Here is a 26,624-nt window from a genome sequence, read left to right as displayed (position 1 = left end):
TTGTCGTTGTCGTTGTCGTTGTCGTTGTCGTTGTCGTCATCGGATTCCGGACGAACCGATCCTTCCTTGCACCACCGATTGGCCGGAAGCAACGTCGCGAAGCGGCGACCGTTCGCGTCACTTCCGACCCATCGTCTCCGCAGTTGGGATGTCGATTCCCGGAAATCGCCTTAAGGCGATCGCCGGACAACGCCGTATCCGTCCGGTGTCCCGCCGCGGGTCGGGCTTCAGCCCGACAGAAGCGCCGAAGGAGACCGACAAGGCCGAGTCCGATTTAAACCGCGTCAAGAGCGACCGTCATTTTCATGTTGCGTTTGGCTTTGGAGAAGTCCTCGATCTCGGTGAGGCGCGGTTTAAAAGTAATATTTGTCAATGCCTTAAACCGCGTCGACTCCGACAGTTGTCGGAGCCGACGCGGCCAAGCCAATCCAACAAACGACGCATATCGCACCGGGCGCGGTTTAAGTCCGATCCACACTGAGACCTTGTCGTTTAGGGTTCCACACGAAGCGCCGCCGGGGTCTGTACGATGCCCGGCGGCCGGAGTCCAGATCATGCCTTCCGCAACGATTCAAACGCGACAGAACCCCGGGCGGCCGTCCCTCGCCCCCGATACAGAGGCCGCCATGCGTCAATCCGAGGAGGTTCCGACCGCCCGCTCGGACGGGTGGCCGGATGCGGGACAGGCCGACCTGTCCGCGGCGCCGCCCATCCGGCGCCTCGCCATCGTCATCCGCGATGACGCCTTCGACCGGCTCCTGAGCCCGCTGACCTTTGCGTGGGAGATGGGCCGCAAGGGCGTCGAGGTGGACATCCTCTTCGTCCTCTGGTCGGTGCTGCTCACCCCCGAGGGCGTGCGCGAGTGCCGGATGGATCCGCGTTACGCCCACCGCGAGGACTGGCTGAAGCAGCGGCTGAAACGCGACGGGGATCCGCTCGAGATCCATGACTTTCTGAAGCTGCTCGCCTCGACCGGCCACGTCCGGCTGCATGGCTGTCGCTTGGCCGCCATGACGTTCGATGTCGTCGACGACGACCTCTTGCCCGAGGCGGACGGGATCATGGATCCGGGCGTCTTTCTTCAGGAGATCGCCGCGCGCGCGGATCATTGCCAGTACTTCTGATCTAAACCGCGCCCGGTGCGGTATGCGATGTTCTTGGATGGTATCGGCCCCGGCAGACTTGACGGGCGCTGGAGCCGGCGCGGTTTAAGATATTAAGGAATAGATCATTTTGAACCGCGTCCCCGCTAAGGGTCGTGGATGCACCAATCGTGGAGCTCACTCGAAAATGAGTATCTCGCTCTGGACGCGGTTCAACTGGGCCAGGGTCCATCGGGAAAATCGCGCCAGAGATTATCCGGAATGACCAACCCGGCCCCGGCCAGCCCGTCGGCCCAGAAGCGGGCGTCCTCGATCCGGCTGAAGGGATTGACGTGCAACAGCCAGCGCATCGGTTCCTGCGCAGTCGGCTCGCGGCCCTGCAGGATGTTGCGCCGGAACATCTCACGAAAGGAGGCGAGGTGCCGCCGGGCTGCCTCCATTTGGCCGAGGTGGGCACTGGCCGCGGCCAGGTAGGCCGTGACATCGGTGGCCACGTGCGGTGCCTTCAGGCCGAGTCCGATCGCCGCCTCGAGCCTGCGGGCGACGAAGTTGGGATAGACCGCGTAGGCGAAGTACCAGTCGTCGTGATAGGGATTCAAGCGCATCGCCAGCGCGATGCGCTCCGCGCCCCGCTCGGCGCGCCCGAGGTAGGCATCGGCGATGGCCAGTTGCGCGAGCATGTCCGCATCGTTGGGGTTGAGCGCCTCGGCGCGATCCAGGTGTTGCTCGGCACGCGCAAACTCGCGTCGATACAACAGGACGCGACCCAGCACGAAGTGGGTGACATGGTCGGTCTCGTCCAGGGCTGCGCCGTCTCGTGCATGCTCGAACGCCTTGCGCTCGTTCTCGTGCCAGCGTTGCCAGGCGAGACAGCTCCAGTCGTTGAAATAGGTCAGCGACAGGCCCGAGTGGGCACGTGCAAATCCCGGGTCCAGCTCGAGCGCCCGGCGAAACAAGGGCCGACCCTCGGCGAGGCTCTCGGGTGTCCCTTCGCGTAGCCGGGCCATGCCGCGCAGCCAGCAGTCGTAGACCTCGAGGTTATCGAGCGGCTTGCGCATGGCTTGGCGCAGCAGATCACCGTCGATACGGGCCGCCAGCGCCGCGGCGACGCCGCCGGCGATCGCATCGCGGGTCTCCGGCAGCCGGGTCGTCGAGACCTCGTCGCGATCGGACCAGACCAGATGGCCGGCGTGGACATCCAGCAGCTCGGTGCTCAGGCGTACGCGGTCCTGACCGCGCCCGAGGCTGCCGACGAGCAGATAATGTGCACCGAGACCTTCCCCGATCTCGCGCGGGCTGGCCTGTAGGTCCGCCTCGGCGAAGGAGGATTGTGCCGAGATCACCCGCAGCGACCGGAAGCGCGCGAGCGCGGAGACGACGTCCTCGGTGAAGCCGCGAACGAAGTAATCGCGCCCTGCGTCCTCGGCCCTCTCGCCTGTATCCGAGAAGGGGAGAACCGCGAGCACCGGCAGGGCCACGGACTCCGTCTCCTCGTGTGCGGAGGGGCGGGCGGGCGGCCGCGCGCGGATCGCCCGCCGAAGCGCCTCGGTCTCGGCCGATGGCGCGACACCCAGACCCGCCGCCAAGGCCGCCCGGCAACGCTGGTACTCCCGCATGGCAGAGCCCAAGGCCCCGCGGCCGAGATGCAGGCGCATCAACGCCTGATAGGTCTCCTCGGCGAGCGGCTCCATCCGCACCAGGCGTTCGCCCAGATCGAGACTCGCCTCCAAGTCGCCCCGGTCGACATGGTGCGCAAGCAGGGTCTGCAACCCGCGCAACAGAACTCGCCGCAGTCGCTCGGCCTCGGTCGTCCGCCAATCCTCGAACGGGGCCTCCTCGATCGCGAGTCCCGCGAGGAATTCGCCTTGATACAGCCGCCCGGCCAACTCCAGATCGGCCGGAGAGCCTGCGCTCAGCGCGTGCTCAAGGGTGGCCGCATCCACCTCCACGCCCCTCGACGCGAGGCGAAGGCCCGGGCCGACGGTTTCGATGAGTATGCCGGAGTCATCATCCTCCAGGGCCTTGCGAAGCTGCGCCACGGCTTGGCGCAGACTCCCCCGCGCCTGAACCTCGGCGCTGCGCGACCAGAGCAGGTCGGCAAGACGCTCGCGCGTGATCGGGGCGCCCGGTGACATCGCGAGGATGGCCAAGAGTGCGGCGGCCTTGCGGGTCGGCAGCGTGATGGCCGCGCCGTCGCGCTCGACCGCGAAGTCGCCCAGCAATTGGATGCGCAGTCGCGCGCTCATGTCGGTCTTCGCCGCTCAAATCCGTTGGGCGACCATCAAGGCCAGGTCGCGTAAACCGCTCTCGGGTGTGGCGAATGGGCCTTCGGCTCGGTAAGCGCGGATGGTCAGGTCGGGAAAGAGGCTGATCAGCTCGTTGCGGGCAAGGCGATACGCCGGGTTCGACGGGCCGTGGCTGCCTCGGCACTCCCGCGCGAACGTCTGATAGAAGAGCAGACCGTCCGGACGCAGCGCGGCGGCGATGCTCGGCGCCAGGTCGCGATCCAGGAAGTGTGCGACCAGGATCAGGTCGAAGCTCTCCGGACTCGGCGGCAGGGCGGTCAGGTCACGAACCCGGGCATCGAGGTGCAGTCCTCGCAGGCGCGCCGCGTCCCGGAGCCGCGCGATGGCGGTGTGGGACAGATCCCATGCCGAGACGCGAAAACCCCGTTCGGCCAGCCAGAGCGCATTGCCGCCGAGTCCGCAGGCCAAGTCGAGGGCGGTGCCTTCTTCGGGGAGCAAGTGCGGCCATTGGCGCAACACCAGAGCCGGTTTCGGGATCGCTGTCGCGCCTTCGTAGCGCGCGTCCCAAGAGCGGGTGAAGTCGTCGGGTGTGTTCGGCGAGGTTGGATGGGTCATGGCTCGACGGCGATCACTCCGAAGGGTTCGTCCGTATCGGTCAAGGTCCCAATCTCGTCGACGTCGCGACGAGCCGATGGTGTTGGTCTTGGTCCGTCCTGGGGTCGGTCGTCAACCTGATCCCGGTCAGCAGTGCGTGCCATGCGTAGACAGGGCTTCCAGCCCTGATCGTATCAGGCCAAGTTGGCCTGACGACGCACGTCGCCAGCCGAACTGGCCGGAGTGACGGACAAGGTCCGTCGGTCGCAAAATCCGGACGACTCGCGAGAATCTACCCTGCTTTCCGGGCCGCATCCTGGCGCTCCCCGCCGAGTTCATAGGTCTGAGTTTAGCCGACGGAGAAACGTTGACATGCCCGTCGGCGAATCATCCGACTTTCGGCGCGTTTTCGTCGGAATGGACGTCCACGCCGTCGGACACGTGACAGACCTTAAGGTGATTTCCGGGAAAGGATCTACCGGAAGCGCCGCAACCAGGAAAAGTGGTCGAACGCTCTACTCGTTGTCGTTGTCGTTGTCGTTGTCGTCATCGGATTCCGGACGAACACGACAACGACAACGACAACGACAACGAAAATTCTGCGACGATTTGCTCAAGACTGACCGTATCAGGGAGTTCGATGCCTTCCAGGCAGTCGCTGTCGGGATGACTATTCCCGGAAAGCACCTAAGTCAAACGCGGCAGCCAGACGCCGGGCGAGACGCCGTGCGGATACAGCACTCAAACCACCGACTCCCATGCGGGGCGAGGCCCGCTCCCCCCGAGGGTCGCAAGCTCGAGGGTACGTGCCGTCCGGGGGATTCTCATCGGTGGTTGCGGCGCGCGTTGCAGCGAACAGGCTAGGTCGTGTCGGCTCTCCCCTCAGACCAGACCCTGCCGATCCACCCGAAACACGCCGATCCGGCGCCCCGCCCGCGAATTCCGATGCTGTCGGTCGATGTCAGGCGCCGTTGTCGTAGTGCATACCGTCCACCGGCCCGCCACTCACCCAGCCGTGCCCCGGCACGCGCCGATGGATGCTCCCGTCCCGATCATCCCACCGAAAGAGATGCAGCCAGCCGTTGTCCAGCAACTGACGGACCAGCGTATGGCGGGCGATGATCTCCTCGATCGGCGTTTCGGGTGCCTGCAGGACGACGCTCAGGCGCAGCGGCTCGTGGATCCAGCGCCGGCCGTCGTGGAGCGACTGCATCGGCAGCCCGGTACGCAGATCGCCGCCGTTGCCTTCGAGCACGCCGATGGCGCCGCCGACCACGTTGTGCAGCACCTTGTTGCCGCTGCCGAAGCGCCGGTTGTCGACGGTGGAGCCGTAATACTGGAGGTTGATCCAGGTGGCGACCACCATCGGGGCGGTCATGATCAGCTCCAGGGTCTTGAAGCCGACATCGGCGCGCCAGTCGTAGTCGTGCAGGAAGGCGCGACCGCCCAGATCCACGCCGCGGGTGCGGGCGCGCGGGGCGGCGATGAAGGCGGCGTTGCCGGCCAGGCCCCACTCGGGGCGCACCTGGGACCAGTCGCGGCTGCGTCGGCGGATGCTCGCCTCCAGGCCGTGACCGCGCCGCCCGTCGAGCCCCAGCAGGGTGGCCCGTTGCAGACGTGTCAGCTCCCCGGCCTGTGCGAGCCAGCTGCGCAGCTCGGCCAGCTCCTCGGCGTAGCCCGAGGGCAGCACCTCGGTGTCGAACAGGTGCACATCGTCGACCGTGGTGTCGTGCAGCGCGGGCAGGAACCAGGTGTCCTCGGGGATCGCCAGACCACGCTCGCGCAGACCGCGGCGCACCGCCGGGTCGTTGAGGAGCGCGGCGACCACGCGGGCGCTGGCCTCGCCGGTCTGACCCGCGCAGGCCCCGCAGTCGAGTCCGGCGGCATGCGGGTTGTTCACCGAGGTGCTGCCGTGCCCCACCAACAGCACCAGGCGGGCGAAGCCGTCGGTGAGCGACATGGCGTGCAGGATCCCCTCGGCGAGCCCGATCCGATCCGCGTGCGGAATGCCGGCGCGCGTGGCGTCGAGTGCGCCTGTTGCCCCGCAGGCGCCGGCCTGGTCATGCCCGTGCGCGTGCGACGGCGCGTCGAGGGTCGGTCCGACCCGGCACGCATCGGTCGCATCCAGACGCAGATCGTCGGGGGCCGGGACCGGCCGGCTCCATCCCAGGGTGTCGCCGAGGAGCTTGGGTGCATAGAGCCAGATACCGGCCGATTCCACGAAGGAGAAGCACGAGGAGGCGCCCATCTTGAACGCCTTCCAGGACTTACTGATCCCGAAGCGCCGGCGTTGCACGGCCAAGGCGCGATCGGCCTCCTCGGAGTCCGCACCGTGGATCTCGGAGCAGACGCGGTAGGACGGCGTGAGCAGCACCGGCACATGGGTGCGCGCGGTCACGGCGCCGAGCGGGACATGCTCGATCGGCACGCCGAAGAAGCCGGCGAAACCGAGCGTGCGTCCCTGCGGGCAGACCGTCTCGAAGGCGCGGCGGATCACCTCGGAGCGCACGTCGATGCAGAAGGCCGCCTGCACGACGGGGCGGCTGGCGGTGTCGCCGTGCGCCGTCGCGATCAACTGCCCGATCAGGCCGCGCTGATAGGCAAGCTCCGCCGCGCTCAGGAGCACCAAATCGATTTCGCGCTCGCCGGCATCATCGCGCGTGGCTCCGGTCACCGGCGCCGGTGCGTCCTGCGCCGTCCCGCCCGCGCCCAACTCGGCGCAGACCCGGCGCCAGCGTTGGCGCAGCTGCGGGCTGCTCTTGTGCTCGTAGACCAGGACGTCCCACGCCAAGCGGATCGCGAGCAGCTCCTCGATGGTGTCGTCGGTGCCGCCGGCCAGCTCCGCCTGCCAGCGCAGCAGACGGGTCCAGGCGGCCCAGCCGCCGATGTCCAGCAACGCCGCGTGCAGGTAGTCGCGCACCGCGCTCGGGGGGATACCCAGCCGGTTCAGGGCCGCGCGGATGCAGTCGCGCGGCGCCTCGGGCAGGGCCTTCACCCGCTCGCGCATGCTGCCTTGACCCATCATGGTGGCGCTGAAATCGAGCGCCGCGAAGCGTCGCCAGGAGGCGTACAGCGACAGGCCCTGCCAGGGTTGCTTCCAGGTGGCCTGACCCATGTCGAAGAAGGCCGCGCAATGCCGGCTGATCCGCTCCACCACGAAGCTGGACCAGTCATCGACGTCCATCTCGTCGAGCACCGCGGTGAGCAGCGGCACGCGTCCGGCCGGCAGCGGCTCGACCTCGACGGCGCTTTGCAGCGTCGCCGGATCGAGCCGGCTCCCGCACACCTCGGCGGCCCGGCGCAGATCCTCCGCGGTGATCCGCCCGGCGGCGATCTGCTCGCCATAGTAGGCTCTGGGCATGTACAGGCGTGCGCCCGCCACCCGGCGCAGCATGGCGGCGGCCTCCTGGAACGGCAGATCGCGCAACCCGTGGAAGGGGTTCACCGCCACGAAACGATCCAGCGGCCAGAGCGGGGCGATACGCTCGCAGGCGGCCGCGATCTGCTCGTCGAGGAGCGCGGCCGCGGCAACATCGGCGGGTTCAGGCACCGGTGCCGGACCACTCGGCGGTGTCATCGCGAGGGTCGGCGACTGTTCGAGCACAACGACATCGTTCAGGTTCATGGCTTCATCCCCTTATTGGACGGCGGACGCCGGGCGCAGCGGCCACAGGCGCGTGATCAAGCGGGTCACCAAAACATCGACATAGAGCCCGTTGTAGAGATGCACCTGGATCGCCTGACGCAGCGATGCCGGGATGCGCATGAAGAGGTGTTGCAACACCAGCAGGCCGATGAAGACGGCGACGACGGCGAGACTCAGGATCAGATCGAACCGGCTGGTGGACGGCGCCACCGCGCCCACGCTGTCGGCAACGGCGTACTCGAAGGCCGCGTGCAGACCGAAATACCCGAAGCACACCAGGGCGCCGATCGCGCTCGCCCGCAGCAACAACGCGGCGTTGTCCTCCAACTGCAGGGCCTGCAGGAGCAGTTGCGCGACGGCGACCGCGATGATCGCCCCGGTCACGATCAGCGCGGGTTCCTGGACCGGATCCACCCCGAACACGAACCCCGCGACGATGGCCATCAAGAGCGCGCCCTGGAAGGCCACCAACCAATGCCAGGGCTGCGGGCCGCCGTCGCGAAACGCCGGGGTCGCCGCCCGGAAGCCGTCCACGCTGCTGCCCGAGGCAAGGAAGGCGTGTGCCTTGTACAGCGAGTGGGCAACCAGGTGCAGCAGCGCCAGGCTGTAGAGTCCGAGACCGGCCTCCAACAACATGAACCCCATCTGCGCGGACGTCGACCAGGCCAGCGAGACCTTGATGCTGGTCTGGGTCAGCATCACCAGCGAGGCGACCGCGAGCGTCACCAGGCCGATCACCGCCAAGGCATCCAGCGCCGGACCGGACAGCGACATGATCGGCGCCATCCGAATCACCAGGAAGGCACCGGCATTGACGATGCCCGCGTGCAGCAAAGCCGACACCGGGGTGGGCGCCTCCATCACCTGCAGGAGCCATCCGTGGAAGGGGAACTGGGCGCACTTGAGCGCCGCGCTGAGCACGATCAGCCACGCCGCCCCCTGCAGCGCCGCCGGCAGCGGTCCCTCCAGCGCCTCCATGGCCGCGTAGACGCCGGCGAAATCCAGCGTGTGCAGGCTGGCCCCGATCAAGAGCACCCCGATCAGCAGGCTGGCGTCGCCGATCCGGCTGAAGACGAACTTCTTGTGCGCCGCCATCACCGCGGCGGGGCGCTCCGGATAGAAAAGCAGCAAACGGTGCAGGCTCAGACTCGTCGCCATCCAGGCCAGCACGAACATCAGCAGGTTGCCCGAGACGATCAGGGTCAGGATCGACGCCAGGGTCAGCAGCAGCCACGTGTGGAAGTGACCCTCGGCGGGGTCGCCGGCCATGTAGTTGCGCGCATAGGTCGAGACCAGCGCACCCACGAAGGAGACCAGCGTGAGCATGATCACCGTGACGGCGTTGACGTAGACCCCGATGGCGAAGGCACCGCTGTCCAACGGCAGATCCACCGAGAACAGGGTCAGGGACTGCGCCGACCCGAAGCCGTGCCCCAAAAGCACCGCCAGGGCCAGCGCGAACGCGGTCCAGGCCAGGACATTGGCGAGGCGCGCCATCAGCGGCCCCGAACGGTTCGCGATCCGGCTCGGAATGGCCCCGGCGAGCCCTAAGACGACCGGCGCGGCAACCGCCGCGGCGGTGACGAGCGTGAGTGCGGACGACATCGATGCCTCCCGGGCTTGCGCCCCGTGATTGAGTTCAACGGGACCTTGAGGGCGACCGCATGCCTGTAAAAATCTATCTTTTCGATCCGACGCATCAACGATGCTCTAAGTGTGGTGGTGGCGTGTCGCGTGAAGGATCCGGAGAACCAGGGCTCCACGGGACTGCAACCGCGCGACGAGCGCATCGCTGCGCCCTGGCGCGGCCGGCGCGCGGGTCGCGTCTCTCAAGCCAGCCGAGCGCTCCGCACGGACTGCCGGAAAGGCGTGCCCGATACCGGTGCCGGTCGCCTTGCGTTCTCGATCGAGGATCGGTGATGCTGCACCGGCTGGCGCCGTGTCCGCGACGACACCATACGAGGAGCAGCGGGCACATGTGGAATGAACGCTACGCCGAGGACAACGATGCCTACGGCACCGCACCGAACGACTTCCTGATCGAGCAGGCGGATCGGCTGCCGGAAGGGCCGGTGCTGTGCTTGGCCGAGGGCGAGGGACGCAACCGCGGTCTGGTTGGCCGCGCGCGGCCATGCGGTGACCGCGATGGACGCCTCCGCCGTCGGCTTGGAGAAGGCCCGCCGCCTGGCCGCCGAGCGCGGGGTGCGGATCGAGACGCGCTGCAGCGATCTCGCACACCTCGGCACCGGCGGCCCTCCAGTCGCCGAGCTGACCATGGACCTCGCCACCCCGGAAAACGAACTCGCCGGGTTGGTGTTCGAGGTTGCGCGCGAACGGGAGCGCGAGGTGTCCGAAGGGCGCTACCATCACGGACGCGGTCATGTCGTTCAGATCCTCGGGCGCAAGCCGGCGGAGGACTGATCGCAGTGGCGGGGCGCCCGGCCGTGACGCCGCTCCGACCACCCTTACCGATCACCTTGCCGGCACCTCGGAACACCGCCCGGCGGCTGCAGCGCATCGCAGTCCGTGCGTGCTGCCGGAGCGGTTTGCGACGCGACGGCGCGAGGCGGCCGCCTCGGAGCCCACACGCCGTCGTATTACTGCACTGGAGCAACCCCAACGTGAAGATCCAGGACATCAAGACACAACTCGAAACCTACGAGCGCACCTTCCCCGAGGCTGCCGTTCGGGCTGCCATGGCGCAACGCGAGGCGATGACGCCGCTTCTCCTGGAGTGCCTGCAGGCGACCGCCGATGATCCGCACAGGGTGGCGCAGACCGAGGGCGCCATGCTGCACCTGTACGCGATGTACCTGCTGGCGCAGTTTCGCGAGCGTGCCGCCTACCCGATGCTGGTGAAGCTGTTCTCCACGCCGGGCGAGGTGTGTTTCGACGTGGCCGGTGATCTGGTGACGGAGGATCTGGATCGCATCCTGGCTGCGGTGTGCGGTGGGGATGTGGATCCGATCAAAGGCATGATCGAGAACCGCGAGGTGAACGAATATGTGCGCAGCACCTGTCTGCGCGCGTTGGTCCTGCTCGTCGCCCGCGGGGAACTGGAACGCGCGTCTGTCGTTGCCTATTTTCGCAGCTTGTTCAATGGCAAGCTGGAGCGCGAAGGGGGCTTCCTTTGGGGGTCGCTCGTCGTCGCCTGCTGCGATCTGTATCCCGAGGAGCTGCTGCCGGACATCGAGCGCGCCTTCGAGGAGAACTTGGTGGATACGCTGTTCATCGGGAGGGACAGTGTCGAGCGGGCCATGTCCGAAGGCAAAGAGCAGGCGCTGCGATCCGCCGACAGAAAAGGTCCGCTCGAGGATACCGTGTCCGAGATGCGCTGGTGGGCCTGCTTCAGGGAAGACGACCGAAAGGCAGCGCATCAGGCCCCGACGATCGCGCACGGAGCCGGGGTCAAGGCGGCCAAGGTCGGGCGCAACGAACCCTGCCCCTGCGGCAGCGGACAGAAATTCAAGAAGTGCTGCGGGCGCTGAGGCTCAAGGCTCGTATCGGTCCTTACCCTTGCCGTGACCGGATGAGACCACCTACGAAACCGATCCCCGGACGCTCTCCCCGCCGACGGCTCGGTCGCTATCCGCCCTCGTGTTCCTCCACGGCAGAGGCGTGGACGGCCTTGAGCCCTTCGCGGATCCACACGCCCATGGGCTCCTTGCCCTCGACCGGCAGGTTCGGGGTCGGACGCTTCACCGGCCGGAAGACACTCCGGCGCCAAGAGGTACACACGCATGAGCAATCGAACGATTCCCCTCGACGCGCGGCTTCACGGCTACCTGCTTGAACACTCCCTGCGCGAGAGCGCGATCAAGCGGCGCCTGCGCGAGGTCACGGCCGCGTTGGAGCAGAGCGGGATGCAGATCGCCCCTGAGCAGGGTCAGTTCATGGCCCTGCTGGTGGAGCTGATCGGTGCTCGGCGCATCCTCGAGATCGGCACCTTCACCGGCTACAGCGCGCTGTGCATGGCCGAGGCCATGCCGGCCGACGGGACGCTGATCTGCTGCGACCTCAGCCCGGAGTGGACCGACATCGCCCGCAGCTTCTGGCGCGAGGCCGGGGTCGCCGAGCGCATCGACCTGCGGCTGGCACCGGCACTGGAGACCCTCGATGCCTTGCTGGCGCAGGGACAGGAAGGGCAGTTCGACATGGCCTTCGTCGATGCCGACAAGGGCAACTACAGCCGGTACTTCGAGCGGTGTCTGACGCTGGTGCGGCCCGGTGGCCTCCTCCTGTTCGACAACACGCTCTGGGACGGCCGCGTGGCCGATCCCGATGACCGGGACGAGGACACCCGGGCGATCCGCGCGCTCAACGATCGACTGCTGGGAGATCAGCGCGTGACCCTGAGTCTAGTGCCGATCGGCGACGGGCTGACGCTGGCGCGCAAGCGATGATCTGCGCGCGCGGTCCAACCCGACGGCCCGATGCGGTCACGGCAGGACGGGTCCCCTTCGATCCGCGCCATGCGCGTCTCGCCCCGCCGTCACATCTCGTTCGCACATGGCGCCGGACCGACCGCGCCGAATCCTTCGTGGAACGCGACAGTTCCCCGCGGCAGCGTCCCGTCGAAGGACACTGCGAAGAAGACCTCCGGAGGGACGCCCTCGAGAACGAGCTGCGGGCAGTTCTCGAACCCGAACCTTCGGTAGTACTCCGGATGCCCCACCAGGCAGCAGCCGCGCGCATGCATGCGCTCGAGCCGCGACAAGCCTTCACGCACCAAGGCTTGGCCGATCCCTCGGCGCTGAACCTGCGGCAAGACCGACACCGGGCCGAGTCCGTACCAATCCCCCGTACCGTCCGACAAGGTCACGGGCGAGAACGCGATGTGGCCGACGACACGGCCATCGAGCACCGCGACGAGCGAGAGGGCGAGGGCCTCGGCGGCACGGAGCGCGTCGATGATGAAGTGTTCGGTCTGGTTGCTGATATCCAGGTCGCGAAACGCCGCGATCGTCACCTCGGCGATCGCGGCGATATCGTCGCTTGTCTCGTTCCTGATCTCGATGTCCGACGTCATGATCGCGTTCTCCGCCGCTCGGAAACCACCGGACTTCGTCCTACGCCAGCGCCCGCGATCTGGCTTACGCGTTCGGTGGCGTCGCTTTGGTGGACGTGCTCGGCGGGTGGAATGCCTAAGTCTTGCAGTATCCGGTCACGGTTTTGGGTTGTCGATTCGGGATAACATCCTCTGCGGCTCATGCTCGTCTGCACCACCGTGATTCTGGAGATTGCCGGGGCGCGGACCGCCCGGCCGCCGGCACTCGCCATTGCGGCAACGTCGATCGGGGCCGGAACGGCTGAGCTGGTCGCGGGAGCGATTGGTCGAGGGGAGGAGCCGTCTCCCGTCGACCGGAAGCGAGTGACTCTCAGATCCTGTTTGCTGTCAGTGCAGTCCGGAAGCGAAGTGATCGGACTTGTCGCATAGCCGCCGCTCGGAACCCTGCCGAAGAGCGTGCGCGGTGCCCCTAATCCAGCCACCGGTCCACCGCGACTTCTGCAGTGCAATGAGTCGCGGTTTGAGCATTTTCCGATTCGATACGGCAGAAGCGGAAAAGAAGCGGATGCTGACCGGGCAGCAGTTTCGAACCCCGAGTCTGAGGAGCAAGGTTGACTGGCACCTTATCCTGTGCTCGACTAAGTGCCAATATCAGTACGGAGCCAAACGTGAACAGCATTCCAGCTCAAGACATCAAGCGCCGTGGGATCTCCGCCGTTGACGAGGCGCTCCGCGAGGGCCCGGTCCATATCATCAAGAACAACCGCCCGAGCTATGTCGTGCTCAGTGAAGCGGCCTATGCCGAGCTGTTGGAGTCCTACAGTGACGCAGCGAGAGAACGCCTACGTGAGTCTTTGGCAGATCTGGAAGCCGGCCGAACAAACCGCTACGGGGACGCCGATGCGTTGATGCAGGCTCTCGACGGCGACGTGTCGTGAGCTTCGTTCTGGTCACAACCCGGCAATTCGAACGTCGCGCACGCAAGTTTCTTCGCAAGCATCCCGATCTGCGCCCAGCTTTGCGGGAGACCCTGGACAATCTCAGCCGAGATCCCTTCCAATCCAAGCTCAAGCTGCATCCACTCTCCGGGAATCTGGCCGGAGTGCAGGCTGTCAGCCTGACCTATTCGTACCGACTGACCTTGCTGCTAAGAGTGACCGAGCAGGAGGTTGTCCTGCTCGACATTGGCACCCACGACGAGGTTTATCGTTGAAGATCTCCGCCAAGGACATTGAGCGCTGGGCGGAGACCCGCGAGGCCCAAGGCGAGCTGCCTCGATTGATTCGGCGGTGGGCCGTGCAGGCGGGCACCGTCACAGAAATTGCCGTTCCCGCAGGGAAGTCCGTGGGTCGATCGGGCCTGGATGGCCTGATCCTGAGCAAAGACGGTGGAACGACGTTCGCGCCTATGACGCGGTCGGCCTGGAGGCTTGGCTGGAGGCGAATGCCGCAATCGCATTGGCCTTCGCGGAGGAGATCGAGCATGCAATCCCGGTGACCGCAGTGGGCGTTCAAGAGACGCTGACGCGAGCTCCCTGACCGACCGGTCATGGGGCGGAACCGTCACCAGGAGAGGCGACTCGACTGACAGCAACGCGCGTCGACCTACCGCCGGAGCGGCTCGGTTGGCGGCGCCTTCCGGCCGAGTCCCGGCGCCCCGCAGTTCCGGATCCGATCGTCGCTCCGACCCCGCATTTTTCCACGAGACGCCGCGCTTGCTGAAGATCACGGCCGTGTGCCGCCGGTTGTGGTGTGGCCCTAAGGCTCAATGGTTTCGTAGCGACGAAGCGAACGTCGAGACCGACGATGAACTGGCCAACCAAGGGACGGATACTCGCGATCCGTCGGATGTCGCCGTTGATCCCACCCCGGACGATCCGCTGCTTGTTCTTCCAGAATAAATTCCCCTAAGAATCAACAGCGGATAGGTGCGCCGCCGCACAGAGCTTGTGAAACCGCAAGGGGATAATTGCTGTCATGTCTGGTACCCCGCCAAACGAGGGGTGAGACCCTCATCACCGAGAACGGGAACTTCAATGTCCCAACGCGACCCTCTTGCCCAATTCTCGCGACTTGTTCTGATTGCCGCCTTTGCGCTAACCGGATGTCACTCGGAAGAGTCGGTCGAGCACGGCAAAGGGAGTGCGGAGGTCGGCGAAGCATCCTGGTACGGCCCCGGATTTCAAGGCAACGAAACCGCGAGCGGCGAGACCTTCGATCAGAACAAGATGACGGCTGCCCATCCAACGTTGCCGATGGGGACCACGGCCAAAGTGACCAACCTCGAGAACGACAAGAAGGTCGAGGTCAGGATCAATGATCGTGGGCCTTACGAGGGGGATCGGGTCATCGATCTTTCGCGCGCAGCGGCCAGTCGGCTGGACATGGTAGACGACGGAACTTCGCAGGTCAGAATCGAGGCTCAGCCGCCACCGCGCACGGACTCCGGCGGCACCTCTCGATAGACAGTGACTGCCTATCCTCCATCATGCGGGCGCCTTGCTCGGGCGTCGGTTTGCCTTCTCCGAGGGCGGCGAGGACGGAACGACCGACTTCGGACAGGCCGCCGGCGAGGGGAAGCGCGGCGGCGCGATCCCGCGGCTTCAGGGCCGGCAGGGCAGGATCCATGAGGAGCTTGGCCGCGGTCGCGTCAGCTGCCCGTGCTTGCGCGATGAGACCATCCACGATCCCCGGCAGGTTGTCGCAGCTCTTTTGGCGAAGGGCCGTTTACAGACAGGCCATACGCGGGTTCGACGATACCCTTGTCTTTCAGACCAGTCGACGTCGTGGGCGGGAGACCTGCCCAACCGATTTCGCCCTTCGAGAGAGCTTCCAGGGGTCGGCTCATGAAGGGGAAACCATCGTACTCACTGTAGCCTGTACCGGGCGTTTGTCTTCCACGGGAATGATCGTGGAACCGGCCACGCCGGAGAAGATGGGTGCCGCGGTCGTCGCTGAAGATGACACTGCTCGGGATTTTCGCGGTCGCGAAGCGATGGATCCGGCGTCCTTTGGAACTTCCCGACCAGGACCTATTCCGCAGGCAGAGCCGGAAGCGTCTCGCGCCACACCTCGGACTCGGCCTCCTTGCGGATCTCCTCGCTGTCAAGCCCGCTCGGGGTCTTGATCACGGCAAATCTGGTAACTGTTCAGGTAGCCAACTGCCTTACGGCAAGTGCGGCATCGGAGGCTGACCCCGGAAGGTCATCACCAGGGCGGGATAGAGATCGATCGACTGCTTGCGCAGGGTGGACAGATAGGAGCGTACCGTGGCGAAGGCCGCGGCACCTTCGGGCGAGCGGAAGCAGCCCGAGACCTTTTGCTTGAGCTTGGGCATGCGCAGGTCGCGCTCGGCGAGGTTATTGTCGAAGGGGACACGCAGGTCCGTGACAAACCGCATGACCTCGTCGCGGTGGGTGCGCAGGCGTGCGACCAGGTTGTAGGCCGGCGTCTGTTTGACCCGTCGTCGACTGCCCGGTGGCGGCAGGCGCTGGGGATGAAAGAAGGCCCCCTCGGCGAGGATGGTGTCGTAACGGGTGAAGAAGCCCTCCACCACCGGGCCGGGGAGGGTTTCGAGGCCGGCCGCGCGGGCGGCGACCGTGGCGTCGTTGGCCTCGCACAGCAAGGCGATCAGCTGCTTGGGCCAGGACAGCACGGGGTCGGCTTCGGCCAGCGCGATAAGCTCGCGCAGGTGATGGGCATTGCAGAAGGCATGCTGTGCCGGGGTGCTCAAGTACGCCCGCCAGTGGTCGTGGACCAGGATGCCGCGAAAGCCGTCGAGCAGACCGATGCCGGTCAACGCCTCGGCGCCGCGCTTGGCGTGCACGGCATAGAACGTCAGGACCGAGGTGCACAGCACATGCAGCCACTGCAGGGCGCCGGCGACGCGCATCCCCGTTTCATCGGCATGGGCCACGACGCTGCGCACGATGGATTGACCGATCGCCGCCACGGGTGCCGCCAAGCGCGCCGCCGCCTCGCGACCCATCCCGACGAGGGTGGCCGGGGAGAGCGTGATGCCCGCCAAGACACCGAGCAGCTCGGCGCTGCGCCGATAGGGTAAGAGCTGATAATGCGTCAAATACACCGCCAAGGCCGACAACCCGGGGCCATACTGCACCGGCGCACCGAGCGCGTCCGGGAAGGCGCTGCAATGCACTTGGCCGCAGCTACACACGCCGGTCACGGTCCGATACTCGGTGACCTCGCGGCGCACGACCAAATCGATGACCTGACGGCGCTCGGGCAAGACCTCGACAGCCAGCTCGGCGCAGTCGCGCCCGCAGCCGCAAAGCCCCTCCAGGGGCACAACGATGCGGTGCTCGGGATCCTCGACCAGTGCTCGGGTGGCGCCGGGATGATCCTTCTGACCACCGGGCTTCATGCCGCTGCGCACGCGGCGCGAGCGCGGCGGCGGTTTCTTGAACGGCGGGTCCGAGGACGGGGGCTTGCTGGAGTTGTGGCTATCCTTGCCCAAGCGCGCTTCCAAATCGCGAATGCGCTGGAGCAGTTCGGCGATCTGTTTCGCCTGCTCGGCGTTCTGCGCCCGCAACCGCGTCAGCTCGGCATCTTTGCTGTCGGGGCGGTCGGTTGTCGGTGGCGGCTTAGGCATGTCGCAAACTTACCGCCCCAGGGTGTTGTTTGGCAAGCCAACCTGAACAGTTACAAACCGAAAACGCACCTCGTGCGCGGAGATGCCCGAAGGAAGATCCCGACGCTCGCACGCAAGATCGGCGCCGATGTTGTCGTGATGGGCACGGTCGGCCGTGGCGGTATCCCCGGCTTGCTGATGGGCAACATGGCCGAGGCTATCCTGCAACAGGTGGATTGTTCCGTGCTTGCGACCAAGCCACCCGGTTTTGTCACATCAGTTGCACTGGACGGCTGAGCGCGCGCAGCATCGCCGAAATTCGGCCCGCGTCGACGTCTATATGGTTGTAGCCAAATCAGCTCTTGCCCCGATTCTTTCGTCAGACGCGCATCAACATCTTACGCGAAGCCTCGGATAGGCTCCTCGGGAGCTTATCAGCAGAATGATTCTTCAGTAGGGGCGAAAGCCATTCCAAAAACGACCGTTTATGAGACATACACGATTTGGCGTAAGCTGTCCGGCCGCATCCGGCAATCGCTGAGCGCACAACGACTTCGGGATCGACGGCTTAGGCGTCCGTCCCTTGGCCGTTTGGTGCCCCTCGCCGGACCTAACGCGACAGTCCGAAATGCGCGTGCAGAAGTCGTCGGGGTTCCCAGGTCGAGATGCCGACTTCGCGATGGCCGATCTGTTGCGGCAGGTCCCGACGCATCGCCTTTTCATCGAAAAGCAAGGCACACGAGGCTCATCGAGGCGACGAGCGTCGTCCCTGACGAGAGTCAGGCACTGCCGCGCAGTCGTCCGACAGCACTGTTCCGCGGCGCCCGATCTGCGACCATACCCCTCGAACCCCACATCGCCGACGTCACGCCATGCCCACCCGCCGCCCCCATCCGTTGCGCGTCCTCCTCGTCCCGCTCCTGCTCTCGGCCGCCCTGCTCGGCACCGGGTGCGAGGAGTCCCCCACGGGCCGCAAACAGATCGCGCTGGTGCCGGATGCGCAGATGACCGCGCTCGGCGAGCAAGGCTTTGCAGAGCTGCTGCGGAGCCTGCCGCTGAACGACGATCCCGACGTGCGCGCCTATGTCGGCTGCGTCGCCGAGGCGTTGGTGGATGCCCTGCCGCAGCCGCACGGGCGTTGGTCCATCGCCGTCTTCGACGACCCGACGCCCAATGCCTTCGCGCTGCCCGGCGGGAAGATCGGCGTGCATACCGGCATGCTGCGTGTTGCCCGCACGCCCGACCAGCTCGCCTGGCTGATCGGGTTCGCCACCGCTTGGTTCGGTGCCTGGAGCGACGGCGGCAAGGAGCCCGCCGACGATGACGTCACCCTCTACACCGCCATCACCGCGACGCTGCGCAATCACCCGATTCTGCTCCTGGAGATCATGGCGATCCCGTCGGTCGGGGAAAGCTGCGGACCACACTGAGACCGCACGGCCAATCGAGCCGAAAGAAAGGATGCACGCATGCCGACCTCCTCCGACCCCGCGAAGGTCGTGATCCTTGGGACCGTTTCGGTCGCCGCCGTGATCGCCGTCATTGTTCTGTCCCTGGTCCTGGCCAGGGTCGTGCGCGAACGTGATCGGCTGAGACAGTCCGGCGATCGCCTCAAAGAACGCACCGACCGCACCATCGCCGAGCAGCACGCCGAGATCGCATCGCTGGCGCGCTTTCGCGACATCCTGCGCATTCCACGCCATTCGGCCACCTGTTCCACCAACATTCGGCCGGCGATTCCACCGGCATTCGGCCACCCGTTCCACGACCATTCGGCCGGGCAGTCGGAGCGAAGCGACGCAGGCGGGTCATTGTTACTCGGCGGGTACGCTCGGCGTCAGCCTCCGGGCGTGGCGTTTGCGCATCGACTCGCCTTTGAGGGTGATCCGGTAGGCGTTGTGGACCAGGCGGTCGAGGATCGCATCGGCGAGGGTGGGATCCCCGATCAGGTCATGCCAATGTTCGACCGGCAGCTGGCTGGTGATGAGCGTGGCGCGCTGGCCGTGGCGGTTGTCGAGCAGATCGCGGCGGGCCTCGGCGTCCAGCCCGATGAGCCCCCGGTCGTCGAGCAGCAGCAGATCGGTCTTGGCGAAGCTGCGCATGAGCTTGGGGAAGCCGCCGTCGGCATGAGCGAGGCGCAGTCGGCGCGCCATCGCCCGGTGCAATCCGTCGTCGATCCTGCTCGTAGTCCATTCTGAACGGCCCCGGCTTGAGACCGAAGGGCATGCATCGGCGGACCTGCGAGCTGCGGGGGACCAGCATGACATTGCCAAGTGGTGAGTCTGTTTCGCGAAACTCGATTTACCCGTCTGTTGCCCGCCAGACAAAAAAAGGGTTAGCCGAAGCTAACCCTTTGTTTTAATTGGCGTCCCCACGGGGGTTCGAACCCCGGTTACCGCCGTGAAAGGGCGGTGTCCTAGGCCACTAGACGATGGGGACGGTGACCGTTTTCACAGATCCGACCTTGACTACGGTTCCGGATCCTTTTGATTGCTTGGTGGAGCCAGGCGGGATCGAACCGCCGACCTCAACACTGCCAGTGTTGCGCTCTCCCAGCTGAGCTATGGCCCCGATGTCGTCGAGACGCGGAATATTACCGGCGACTTTTCCGTTTGTCCAGACCGGTTTTCATGCTTTGTTGCGGGCGGTGCGACCCAATATGCTGGTCAAAGTCGCACAAACCGCTCGCGGGCTTGTGCAGGGCGCGCTGCCGGTGCATCGTATGCGCGCTTTCGAATCTATCCTCAAGGAGCCTAAATCGATGATGCGGATATTATTGTTTCTCGCGACCAACGCGGCGATTCTCGTCGTCATCAGCGTGGTCTTCCGGTTGCTGGGGATCGACGGGCTCTTGCTCGAGAGCGGCGGGCTCGACATGGGTGCGCTCCTGATCATGGCGGCTATCATCGGCTTTAGCGGATCGCTGATCTCGCTGTTCCTGTCGAAGATGATGGCCAAGCGTGGCATGGGCGTGCAGGTCATCGAGCAGCCCTCCACCCCGTTCGAACGCTGGTTGATGGAAACGGTCGCACGTCAGTCCCAAGCGGCCGGCATCAAGATGCCGGAGGTCGGCATCTTCGACTCGCCCGAGCCCAACGCCTTCGCCACCGGCTGGAATCGCAACGATGCCTTGGTGGCCGTCAGCACCGGGCTCCTGCAGCACATGACCAAGGACGAGGTCGAGGCGGTCGTAGGCCACGAGATCAGTCACGTCGCGAACGGTGACATGGTGACGCTCGCGCTGATCCAGGGCGTGGTCAACACCTTTGTGGTCTTCCTGGCGCGGATCATCGGCCACACGGTCGACCGGGTCGTCTTCAAGAACGAGGAAGGCCACGGCATCGCCTACTTCGTCGTCTCGATCGTGGCCGAGATCCTGCTCTCCTTCCTGGCCAGCATGATCGTGATGTGGTTCTCGCGTTACCGCGAGTTCCGGGCCGACGAGGGCGGTGCGCGTCTGAGCAGCCGTACCCAGATGGCCAATGCGCTGCGGGCCTTGCAGCGTGTTCATCAGCCGCACGATCTGCCGGCGGGCGAGTTTGCTGCCTTCGGCATCTCGGGGAATATCGGCGAAGGTCTGAAGGCGCTCTTCTCCAGCCATCCGCCGTTGGAGAAGCGGATCGCGGCCCTCGAGCAGGCGCGGGACTGATTCCGGGGCGTCGACTCGCCGAATCGGACGGGTCGTCGCCGACCTCGGTTTTCCAAGGAGCGCCCGGTTTCAGCCGGGCGCTCTTTTTTGTGGTTCGGCAGCAGGGTGCAGGCGTTATGATTCTGTCACTCGAAACAACAGACGAGACCGCGCCATGCAATCTCGCGTCGCCCTGATGGGCCTGTTTCTCCTCGCGATCGCCCCGATGTCGCATGCGGGTGGATTGGGCCATCCGATCACGATCAATGTCGTCAACCCCGGTTTCGATGAACGCATGATCGAAGTCGTCGACAACATCTGCCGACAGGTCGTGATGTCGGCGACGCTGGCGGCGGAGTCGAGTGTCAGGGCACATGTCTGTACCCGGGGCATGAACAAGGGAGACGTGACGATTCGCAACACCCTGACGGGTGCGCAGCAGCGACACGCTGACATCATCGGCGACGCGCGGTTGACGGCGCCTTAAACCGCGCCCAGCGCAGTATGCGATGTTTTTGGACGGGATCGGTCTCGGTAGACTTGACGATCGCTGGAGTTGGCGCGGTTTAAGTTATTAAAAAACATATTATTCTAAACCGCGTTCCCGCTAACGATTTTGGACGCGCGAACGTCGAACTCACTCGAAAATGAGCATCCCGCTCTGGACGCGGTTTAGGCACATTCCGGATCAGCGAGCAGGCCCGGGACATCTCGGTCCAAGGCGTCGATCAGATCATCCAGGTTGTTCAGATCGTAATCCGGCGGAGGCATGCCTTCGATCCAGGGGCGACCCGGGGTAAATTGACCGGTGCGTACGAGTGCGGTCCACATCCCGAGCCGCTCGGCACCGGCGATGTCCGTATCGGGACGATCCCCGACCATCATGCATTCGGCCGCCGTGCAGCCGAGGATTTCGAGCGACATCTCGTAGAGTAGGGGCTCGGGTTTGCCCACGAAGGTGGGCGTCACCCCGGTCGCGGCCGCAAAGGGTGCGACCAAGGCGCCTCCGCCGGGCAGGATCAGGTGACGGCCATCGCGCATGCCGTCGACGGCGGTGTCCGGATTCGTGGCGACCAGACGGGCGCCCCGACTCAGGATGAGATTGATGCCGACGGTGAGCTGCTCGAAATCCAGCCCTGGCCCTTCACCCACGACGACCACGTCGGCGCGCTCGGCGTCCGGCGTTCCGACCGAGCGTAGGGCCGCGTCCAAGCCGCCGGCACCGACCGCGAAATAGCGGAATCCAGGGCGAACATGGGTCAGCCAGCGCGCCGTGGCCAAGGCGGAGGTGACGATCCGCTCCGGGTCCGGTCGCGGCAGCTCCATCGAGGCGAAGGCGTCGGCGACCTGCTCGGGTGTGCGGATCGGGTTGTTGGTCACGAAGGCGTGCGGTGTCGATCGCAATCGGTTGAGCAGCCGCTGCGCGCCCGGCAGGGGACGGTCGCCGTGGAAGAGGAGACCGTCCATGTCGAGCAGCAGGGCACGGGGTTGCGGGCGTTTCATTCAGTCGGCCAGGTCGCCGGCGAGTGAGTCACGGACCTCCGGGGTTGCCTCGACCTGATAGCCGTATTCCGGGTGATCGGTCCCCAGCGCGAGCGTCGCGCCCTGTTTCATCGCCGCGGACATCGGCGCCGTCAGCTCGAAGCGCAGGAAATGCACGGCAGATGTCTTGGTGGCGTCCTCGCGCTCCATGTCCTCGTCGGCGATCGCATAGACCCGATCGAAATCCGCGACCTGGACCCACACCCGATCCTCGATTCCGCGCAACCGCATCAGGGCATCGCGCCGCTCCTCGACATCCTCGTACTCGATCATGAAGGTCGCCTTCCAATTGCTCCCGTCCGGGACCATCGGATTATAGGCGTCCAGCTCGTCCTGGATTCCGGCCGACTCGAAGATCCGCTCGGCGCGCAGCATCTCTTGAATCTGATACTGCATGGTCAGGCGATCCTCGAAATAGAGCGTGGCATGGGCGCCGATCGCGACCTGACGCTGTTTCTTGTGGGCCATCACGCGCGTCCGGAAGTCACTGCGAATCTCCGCGTATTTCTCGAGGCTGTAAAGGTCGTCTCGTGTCAGATGCATAGTCGTCTCCAAACCGATTGAGAAGTCGATGCCGCCGGTTTTGCAGCGAACCCGAATCCGAACGCTCGAGCCGGCCGTGATCATGAAACCGCCGGTAGGGTGGACGAGCGAGAACGACGTCCACCGAATTCCGCGCCGGCGGTGGTGGACTGCGCTGCGCTTGTCCATACGCCCGCAAGGTCCTCTGGATCGTCGGGTTGAACTCTAGCCCGCTGGCTGTCAGGCCAGTGGAAGACGACGACTGCAAGTCGTCGATCCCGGGCTGTCGCCGCTTCGCGACGATCTCGGGGGTCGCGCTTGGTCGCCCGAATGAACAAGGCCCTTTTCCATCCTGAACCGCGTCACCACCGATGTCTGCATGAACCCCGAAGACCGACTCGATACGCCGGGCTTCACTGTCCCACCGGACGCGGTTCAGCGCGGTTCAGAGCCCGTAGGCCATCCGCAACAGACTCAGCGGATGCCGTTGCTCGCCGTCTTTGCCGAGTGCATGCGCGATATGGGCGCCGGCCATCGGACAGTCGCTGCCGAAGTGATCCGGTGCCGCCTTCTCGACGCGGCCCGCAACCGGGCGCACGATCTTCATCGCGGAGGCGTAATATTCCCTCTTCACCGCGTAGGTGCCGTCGTGGCCCGAGCAACGCTCGATGATCTCCACTGTCGTGTCCGGCACGAGTGCCAGGACCTCGCGGGTCTTCTGCCCGATGTTTTGGACTCGCTGATGACAGGACGCTTGATAGATGACCTTACCCAGCGGTTTTTTGAAGTCCGTGTTGAGCTTGCCGTGCTTGTGCCGGAGCATCAGGTATTCGAAGGGGTCAAAGATGTGCGCCTTGACCGCCTGCACGTCCGCGTCCTCCGGGAACATCAAGGGCAGCTCTTGTTTGAACATGAGCACGCAGGACGGGACCATCGCGACGATGTCCCAGCCCTCCTCGACCAGACGCTTGAGCACCGGGATGTTGGCGTCCTTCGCGGCCTTGACGGCCTCCAGGTCGCCCAGTTCCAGCTTGGGCATGCCGCAGCATTGCTCCTTCTCGGGCAGCGTGACCGGGATGCCCGAGTGCTCGAAGACGGCGATCAGGTCGGCGTTCACGCCGGGCTCGTTGTAGTTGCCGTAGCAGGTGGTGAAGAGTGCCACCTTGCCTGTGGTCGGGCCGGCCGCCTCGCCGAGGGCCGAGCGTCCCATGCGTGCCTTTTCGGTTTTGCGCAGGGTGTCGCTCGCGTAGGGCGGCACGCGCGCGTCTCTGTGGACACCCAGCACGGCCTCGAGTGCCTGGCGTCCGAGCGCGTTTGCGTTGACGGCGTTGACCAGCCCGTTGACGACCGGGATGCCGGCCAGGGCGCCGACGGCATCCGTACTGGTGAGGATGCGATCACGCATCTTCACGTTGCCTTGGCGGTACTTGACGGCCTTGGCGCGCAGCATCAGGTGCGGGAAATCGAGGTTCCATTCGTGCGGCGGCACGTAGGGACACTTGGTCATGTAGCACAGGTCGCACAGATAGCAGTGGTCGACCACCTTCCAATAGTCGTTCTTAGCGACACCGTCGACCTCCATCGATTCGGACCCGTCTACCAGATCGAAGAGCGTCGGGAAGGATTGACAGAGGCTGACGCAGCGGCGGCAGCCGTGGCAGATATCGAAGACACGCTCCAGCTCCTTATCGAGCGAAGCTTGGTCGTAGAAATTAGCACTTTGCCAGTCGAGCGGGTGACGGGTCGGGGCTTCGAGACTCCCCTCCCGGCTCGTTGACGTCGCCATACGCTAACCTCCCTTGAATCGGTGGTATCCGTCGTTCGAGCGCGTCGAGTCCCGAGAAACCCGCGCCTGCTCGATATCACTTTAGACGGGCCGGTGTCGGCGTACCAATCGAAAGGGCGAATCGACGTCATCGTCGAGACAAACCATACCGGGGCCGGCCGGTCACCCGCGGCATCCGAATCTGCGGCTGCGGCGTTGACTCGACCCTGAATCCGGCCACGGCTCCGATCAGAGCGGCAGCCGGTGTAGACTCCGGGTCGGTTACAGCAGCTTTTCGATCGCCCTCACGACCTTGCGGTCATCCGGCTTGGTGAAGCTGACGTAATGGTCCACGAGATTACCGTCGCGATCGATGAGGTATTTGTAAAAATTCCACTTCGGGTAGGGAGCACCGGCAACGGCCAGCCGCTCGAAGAGCGGCGATGCCGCACCCTTTTTCACGTTGACCTTCTCAAACATCGGGAATTCGACCGAGTAGGTCAGCCGGCAGAACTTCTCGATCTCCTCCTCGCTACCCGGCTCCTGGTTCGCGAAGTCGTTGGACGGGAAGCCCAGCACGACGAGCCCTTGGTCCTTATACTTGCTGTAAAGGGCTTCAAGTCCCTCGTACTGCGAGGTGAAGCCGCACTTGCTTGCGGTGTTGACGATCAGAATCACCTGACCCTGATAGGCTTCGCAGAGGTTGACGACCTCCTCGCCCGCGAGTCGACGCATCTCGATATCGAGCAAGGGCGAGCAGGGTGGGGCGGCGGCGCTTGCTGTGGAGCTCATGGCGGCAATTCCTAAAGCAAATAGTGTGGTCTTCAACATCGGGGAAGATCTCTCCGAATTTCGTCATGCTTCGTCCTGAGTTGTCCTTCGCGAGGTAATGCACAAAACGCCGAATACAATCCCGTCCTCGGCACGGAGGCGACGCGTCGCCTCCGTGCCGAGGACGGGAGATGTGATAAGAGTGATTTGAAAACGGGGGGCGGGCACCAACCTGCAAACCCTTGTGATGCATGTTGTACCGAGTGCCTTCGAGGACCTCGGCACGACCATCCGTTCGTTAACGACGATGGGATTTATTTGGGATCAACGAGGAGCAGGACCGGATATGAGCGACTGGGTGAAAGCGAAGGTGACGGGCAAGCATGCCTGGACGGACGGACTCTACAGCATGCAGTTCGACGGTCCGGTCGCCGACTTCAAGGCGGGGCAGTACATCAAGGTTGCCCTGGATATCGAGGGTGATCGCGTGGGTCGACCCTATTCGTTGGTCAACCCGCCGCAGGAGCGCCCTGTGGAGATCTATTTCAACGAGGTGCCGGAAGGGCCGCTGACGCCGCGTCTGTCCGATCTGAATCCCGGCGACGAGGTCTGGCTCTCGGAGAAGCCGGGCGGGATCTTCACGCTCGATACGGTCGAGCCCGCCGAGACACTCTGGCTGCTCGCAACCGGCACCGCACTCGGTGTCTATCTCTCGATCCTGCGTTCGCCGGAGCCTTGGGATCTGTTCGAGCGCGTCGTTCTGGTGCACGGCGTACGTCAGGCCACCGATCTGACCTATGGCGAGACCCTCGCGGCGATTGCTCAGCGCCGTGGCGAGCGGTTCAGGTTCGTGTCGGCGGTCAGTCGCGAGACGGTCCCGGATGCACTCTCGGGCCGGATCACCGACCTTTTGACGGGCGGCAGCTTGGAAGCGCATGTGGGTGCGGTCATCGACCCTCACACCAGCCACGTGATGCTGTGCGGGAACTCGGCGATGATCAAGGACGTGAAGGTCATTCTCGAGGAGCGCGGTCTGGCCCGCCACAAGCGGCACGCGCCCGGTCAATACACGACGGAGCAGTACCATTAAACCGCGCCCGGTGCGGTATGTGATGTTTTTGGATGGGGTCGGGCCCGGCAGACCTGACGACCGTTTGAGTCGGCGCGGTTAAGAGATCCGGAAGTCGGAGATCGGAACCGATTGCATCG

General features: G+C 65.1%; 23 protein-coding genes, 2 tRNA genes and 2 pseudogenes. 14 read left to right on the top strand and 13 right to left on the bottom strand.

Annotation, left to right across the window (positions count from 1 at the left end; genetic code table 11):
* The first annotated feature begins 626 nt into the window (after window positions 1-626).
* Window positions 627-1,124, top strand: coding sequence for a hypothetical protein (locus BDD21_RS01530; protein WP_245969358.1), 498 nt, complete (start codon window positions 627-629; stop codon window positions 1,122-1,124).
* 191 nt (window positions 1,125-1,315) lie between these two features.
* Here BDD21_RS01530 and BDD21_RS01525 read toward each other — a convergent pair whose 3' ends face one another.
* The 4 genes from BDD21_RS01525 to BDD21_RS01510 form a co-directional block, all read right to left on the bottom strand.
* Window positions 1,316-3,349: a BTAD domain-containing putative transcriptional regulator gene (locus BDD21_RS01525; protein WP_120795641.1), complete on the bottom strand. Its 2,034-nt coding sequence runs from the start codon at window positions 3,347-3,349 to the stop codon at window positions 1,316-1,318.
* A gap of 15 nt (window positions 3,350-3,364) precedes the next feature.
* The gene (locus BDD21_RS01520; protein ID WP_120795640.1) at window positions 3,365-3,964 is read right to left on the bottom strand and encodes a class I SAM-dependent methyltransferase; all 600 of its coding nucleotides are present in this window, start codon (window positions 3,962-3,964) and stop codon (window positions 3,365-3,367) included.
* Between the two features lie 940 nt (window positions 3,965-4,904).
* Window positions 4,905-7,568, bottom strand: a complete 2,664-nt coding sequence (locus tag BDD21_RS01515) for a YbcC family protein (RefSeq protein ID WP_120795639.1) — start codon at window positions 7,566-7,568, stop codon at window positions 4,905-4,907.
* Between the two features lie 12 nt (window positions 7,569-7,580).
* Window positions 7,581-9,194, bottom strand: a complete 1,614-nt coding sequence (locus tag BDD21_RS01510; RefSeq protein WP_120795638.1) for an NADH-quinone oxidoreductase subunit L — start codon at window positions 9,192-9,194, stop codon at window positions 7,581-7,583.
* 129 nt (window positions 9,195-9,323) lie between these two features.
* Between BDD21_RS01510 and BDD21_RS01505 the strand changes: the two genes are divergently transcribed.
* The 4 genes and pseudogenes from BDD21_RS01505 (at window position 9,324) to BDD21_RS01490 (ending at window position 11,992) form a co-directional block, all read left to right on the top strand.
* Window positions 9,324-9,509 carry a hypothetical protein gene (locus BDD21_RS01505; RefSeq protein ID WP_147430950.1) on the top strand — a complete coding sequence of 62 codons (186 nt, stop codon included), beginning with the start codon at window positions 9,324-9,326 and terminating at the stop codon, window positions 9,507-9,509.
* Between the two features lie 56 nt (window positions 9,510-9,565).
* A pseudogene (locus BDD21_RS01500) lies at window positions 9,566-10,010 on the top strand (SAM-dependent methyltransferase).
* Between the two features lie 200 nt (window positions 10,011-10,210).
* The gene (locus BDD21_RS01495) at window positions 10,211-11,077 is read left to right on the top strand and encodes a DUF1186 domain-containing protein (protein WP_170164655.1); all 867 of its coding nucleotides are present in this window, start codon (window positions 10,211-10,213) and stop codon (window positions 11,075-11,077) included.
* A 252-nt stretch (window positions 11,078-11,329) separates the two neighbouring features.
* The gene (locus BDD21_RS01490) at window positions 11,330-11,992 is read left to right on the top strand and encodes an O-methyltransferase (RefSeq protein WP_120795636.1); all 663 of its coding nucleotides are present in this window, start codon (window positions 11,330-11,332) and stop codon (window positions 11,990-11,992) included.
* Between the two features lie 89 nt (window positions 11,993-12,081).
* On the opposite strand, the gene BDD21_RS01485 is transcribed toward BDD21_RS01490, so the two are convergent.
* Window positions 12,082-12,618 carry a GNAT family N-acetyltransferase gene (locus BDD21_RS01485; RefSeq protein ID WP_120795635.1) on the bottom strand — a complete coding sequence of 179 codons (537 nt, stop codon included), beginning with the start codon at window positions 12,616-12,618 and terminating at the stop codon, window positions 12,082-12,084.
* 647 nt (window positions 12,619-13,265) lie between these two features.
* Between BDD21_RS01485 and BDD21_RS01475 the strand changes: the two genes are divergently transcribed.
* The 4 genes from BDD21_RS01475 to BDD21_RS01460 all read left to right on the top strand — a co-directional run bounded on the left by BDD21_RS01475 (window position 13,266) and on the right by BDD21_RS01460 (window position 15,061).
* Window positions 13,266-13,535 carry a type II toxin-antitoxin system Phd/YefM family antitoxin gene (locus BDD21_RS01475; RefSeq protein WP_120795633.1) on the top strand — a complete coding sequence of 90 codons (270 nt, stop codon included), beginning with the start codon at window positions 13,266-13,268 and terminating at the stop codon, window positions 13,533-13,535.
* Window positions 13,532-13,810, top strand: a complete 279-nt coding sequence (locus BDD21_RS01470; protein ID WP_120795632.1) for a type II toxin-antitoxin system RelE/ParE family toxin — start codon at window positions 13,532-13,534, stop codon at window positions 13,808-13,810. The genes BDD21_RS01475 and BDD21_RS01470 overlap by 4 nt, the downstream gene beginning before the upstream one ends.
* 501 nt (window positions 13,811-14,311) lie before the next feature.
* The gene (locus BDD21_RS27330) at window positions 14,312-14,497 is read left to right on the top strand and encodes a hypothetical protein (RefSeq protein ID WP_147430947.1); all 186 of its coding nucleotides are present in this window, start codon (window positions 14,312-14,314) and stop codon (window positions 14,495-14,497) included.
* 135 nt (window positions 14,498-14,632) lie between these two features.
* Window positions 14,633-15,061 carry a septal ring lytic transglycosylase RlpA family protein gene (locus BDD21_RS01460; protein ID WP_120795630.1) on the top strand — a complete coding sequence of 143 codons (429 nt, stop codon included), beginning with the start codon at window positions 14,633-14,635 and terminating at the stop codon, window positions 15,059-15,061.
* Between the two features lie 701 nt (window positions 15,062-15,762).
* Here BDD21_RS01460 and tnpC read toward each other — a convergent pair.
* Window positions 15,763-17,208, bottom strand: coding sequence for an IS66 family transposase (gene tnpC / locus BDD21_RS01455; RefSeq protein WP_120795629.1), 1,446 nt, complete (start codon window positions 17,206-17,208; stop codon window positions 15,763-15,765).
* Between tnpC and BDD21_RS28985 the strand changes: the two genes are divergently transcribed.
* Window positions 17,098-17,484 carry a universal stress protein gene (locus BDD21_RS28985; RefSeq protein ID WP_281269171.1) on the top strand — a complete coding sequence of 129 codons (387 nt, stop codon included), beginning with the start codon at window positions 17,098-17,100 and terminating at the stop codon, window positions 17,482-17,484. The genes tnpC and BDD21_RS28985 overlap by 111 nt on opposite strands.
* Before the next feature lie 575 nt (window positions 17,485-18,059).
* Window positions 18,060-18,617, top strand: a complete 558-nt coding sequence (locus BDD21_RS01445) for a M48 family metalloprotease (protein ID WP_245969355.1) — start codon at window positions 18,060-18,062, stop codon at window positions 18,615-18,617.
* Window positions 18,618-19,001: 384 nt separating this feature from the next.
* Here the strand turns inward: BDD21_RS01445 and BDD21_RS01440 are convergent.
* The 3 genes and pseudogenes from BDD21_RS01440 to BDD21_RS01430 form a co-directional block, all read right to left on the bottom strand.
* A pseudogene (locus tag BDD21_RS01440) lies at window positions 19,002-19,340 on the bottom strand (ATP-binding protein); the annotation flags it as partial.
* Between the two features lie 210 nt (window positions 19,341-19,550).
* Window positions 19,551-19,626 (bottom strand) — tRNA-Glu (locus tag BDD21_RS01435).
* Between the two features lie 56 nt (window positions 19,627-19,682).
* A tRNA-Ala gene (locus tag BDD21_RS01430) sits at window positions 19,683-19,758 on the bottom strand.
* Between the two features lie 190 nt (window positions 19,759-19,948).
* Here BDD21_RS01430 and htpX point away from each other — a divergent pair.
* Together htpX and BDD21_RS01420 are read left to right on the top strand one after the other, a co-directional pair.
* Window positions 19,949-20,836 carry a protease HtpX gene (gene htpX / locus BDD21_RS01425; protein WP_120799679.1) on the top strand — a complete coding sequence of 296 codons (888 nt, stop codon included), beginning with the start codon at window positions 19,949-19,951 and terminating at the stop codon, window positions 20,834-20,836.
* Between the two features lie 154 nt (window positions 20,837-20,990).
* Complete coding sequence (locus tag BDD21_RS01420) at window positions 20,991-21,302, top strand: hypothetical protein (RefSeq protein WP_120795628.1); 312 nt, start codon at window positions 20,991-20,993, stop codon at window positions 21,300-21,302.
* Between the two features lie 185 nt (window positions 21,303-21,487).
* Here BDD21_RS01420 and BDD21_RS01415 read toward each other — a convergent pair whose 3' ends face one another.
* The 4 genes from BDD21_RS01415 to BDD21_RS01400 all read right to left on the bottom strand — a co-directional run bounded on the left by BDD21_RS01415 (window position 21,488) and on the right by BDD21_RS01400 (window position 25,436).
* A complete protein-coding gene (locus tag BDD21_RS01415; RefSeq protein WP_120795627.1) occupies window positions 21,488-22,318 on the bottom strand; it encodes an HAD-IIA family hydrolase in 831 nt (276 codons plus the stop codon).
* The gene (locus BDD21_RS01410; RefSeq protein ID WP_120799678.1) at window positions 22,319-22,900 is read right to left on the bottom strand and encodes a DUF3501 family protein; all 582 of its coding nucleotides are present in this window, start codon (window positions 22,898-22,900) and stop codon (window positions 22,319-22,321) included.
* A gap of 424 nt (window positions 22,901-23,324) precedes the next feature.
* Window positions 23,325-24,665 (bottom strand): heterodisulfide reductase-related iron-sulfur binding cluster, encoded by a 1,341-nt coding sequence (locus tag BDD21_RS01405; RefSeq protein ID WP_120795626.1) that lies wholly within the window; start codon window positions 24,663-24,665, stop codon window positions 23,325-23,327.
* 261 nt (window positions 24,666-24,926) lie between these two features.
* Entirely contained in the window at window positions 24,927-25,436 is a 510-nt protein-coding gene (locus BDD21_RS01400) for a glutathione peroxidase (RefSeq protein ID WP_120795625.1), read from the bottom strand.
* Window positions 25,437-25,761: 325 nt separating this feature from the next.
* Between BDD21_RS01400 and BDD21_RS01395 the strand changes: the two genes are divergently transcribed.
* Window positions 25,762-26,505, top strand: a complete 744-nt coding sequence (locus BDD21_RS01395; protein ID WP_120795624.1) for a ferredoxin--NADP reductase — start codon at window positions 25,762-25,764, stop codon at window positions 26,503-26,505.
* Window positions 26,506-26,624 lie beyond the last annotated feature (119 nt).

This window comes from Thiocapsa rosea (genome assembly GCF_003634315.1).
Lineage (GTDB): Bacteria > Pseudomonadota > Gammaproteobacteria > Chromatiales > Chromatiaceae > Thiocapsa > Thiocapsa rosea.
Note: the sequence above shows the minus strand (reverse complement) of the source record. Positions and strands in the feature narration are given on the sequence as shown.

Excerpts from the sequence above, each read along its gene's own strand:
- BDD21_RS01530 (WP_245969358.1), top strand. The coding sequence starts at position 627 with ATGCGTCAATCCGAGGAGGTTCCGACCGCCCGCTCGGACGGGTGGCCG.
- BDD21_RS01525 (WP_120795641.1), bottom strand. The coding sequence starts at position 3,349 with ATGAGCGCGCGACTGCGCATCCAATTGCTGGGCGACTTCGCGGTCGAG.
- BDD21_RS01520 (WP_120795640.1), bottom strand. The coding sequence starts at position 3,964 with ATGACCCATCCAACCTCGCCGAACACACCCGACGACTTCACCCGCTCT.
- BDD21_RS01515 (WP_120795639.1), bottom strand. The coding sequence starts at position 7,568 with ATGAACCTGAACGATGTCGTTGTGCTCGAACAGTCGCCGACCCTCGCG.
- BDD21_RS01510 (WP_120795638.1), bottom strand. The coding sequence starts at position 9,194 with ATGTCGTCCGCACTCACGCTCGTCACCGCCGCGGCGGTTGCCGCGCCG.
- BDD21_RS01490 (WP_120795636.1), top strand. The coding sequence starts at position 11,330 with ATGAGCAATCGAACGATTCCCCTCGACGCGCGGCTTCACGGCTACCTG.
- BDD21_RS01485 (WP_120795635.1), bottom strand. The coding sequence starts at position 12,618 with ATGACGTCGGACATCGAGATCAGGAACGAGACAAGCGACGATATCGCC.
- BDD21_RS01460 (WP_120795630.1), top strand. The coding sequence starts at position 14,633 with ATGTCCCAACGCGACCCTCTTGCCCAATTCTCGCGACTTGTTCTGATT.
- tnpC (WP_120795629.1), bottom strand. The coding sequence starts at position 17,208 with ATGCCTAAGCCGCCACCGACAACCGACCGCCCCGACAGCAAAGATGCC.
- BDD21_RS01445 (WP_245969355.1), top strand. The coding sequence starts at position 18,060 with ATGCCCACCCGCCGCCCCCATCCGTTGCGCGTCCTCCTCGTCCCGCTC.
- htpX (WP_120799679.1), top strand. The coding sequence starts at position 19,949 with ATGATGCGGATATTATTGTTTCTCGCGACCAACGCGGCGATTCTCGTC.
- BDD21_RS01420 (WP_120795628.1), top strand. The coding sequence starts at position 20,991 with ATGCAATCTCGCGTCGCCCTGATGGGCCTGTTTCTCCTCGCGATCGCC.
- BDD21_RS01415 (WP_120795627.1), bottom strand. The coding sequence starts at position 22,318 with ATGAAACGCCCGCAACCCCGTGCCCTGCTGCTCGACATGGACGGTCTC.
- BDD21_RS01410 (WP_120799678.1), bottom strand. The coding sequence starts at position 22,900 with ATGCATCTGACACGAGACGACCTTTACAGCCTCGAGAAATACGCGGAG.
- BDD21_RS01405 (WP_120795626.1), bottom strand. The coding sequence starts at position 24,665 with ATGGCGACGTCAACGAGCCGGGAGGGGAGTCTCGAAGCCCCGACCCGT.
- BDD21_RS01400 (WP_120795625.1), bottom strand. The coding sequence starts at position 25,436 with ATGAGCTCCACAGCAAGCGCCGCCGCCCCACCCTGCTCGCCCTTGCTC.
- BDD21_RS01395 (WP_120795624.1), top strand. The coding sequence starts at position 25,762 with ATGAGCGACTGGGTGAAAGCGAAGGTGACGGGCAAGCATGCCTGGACG.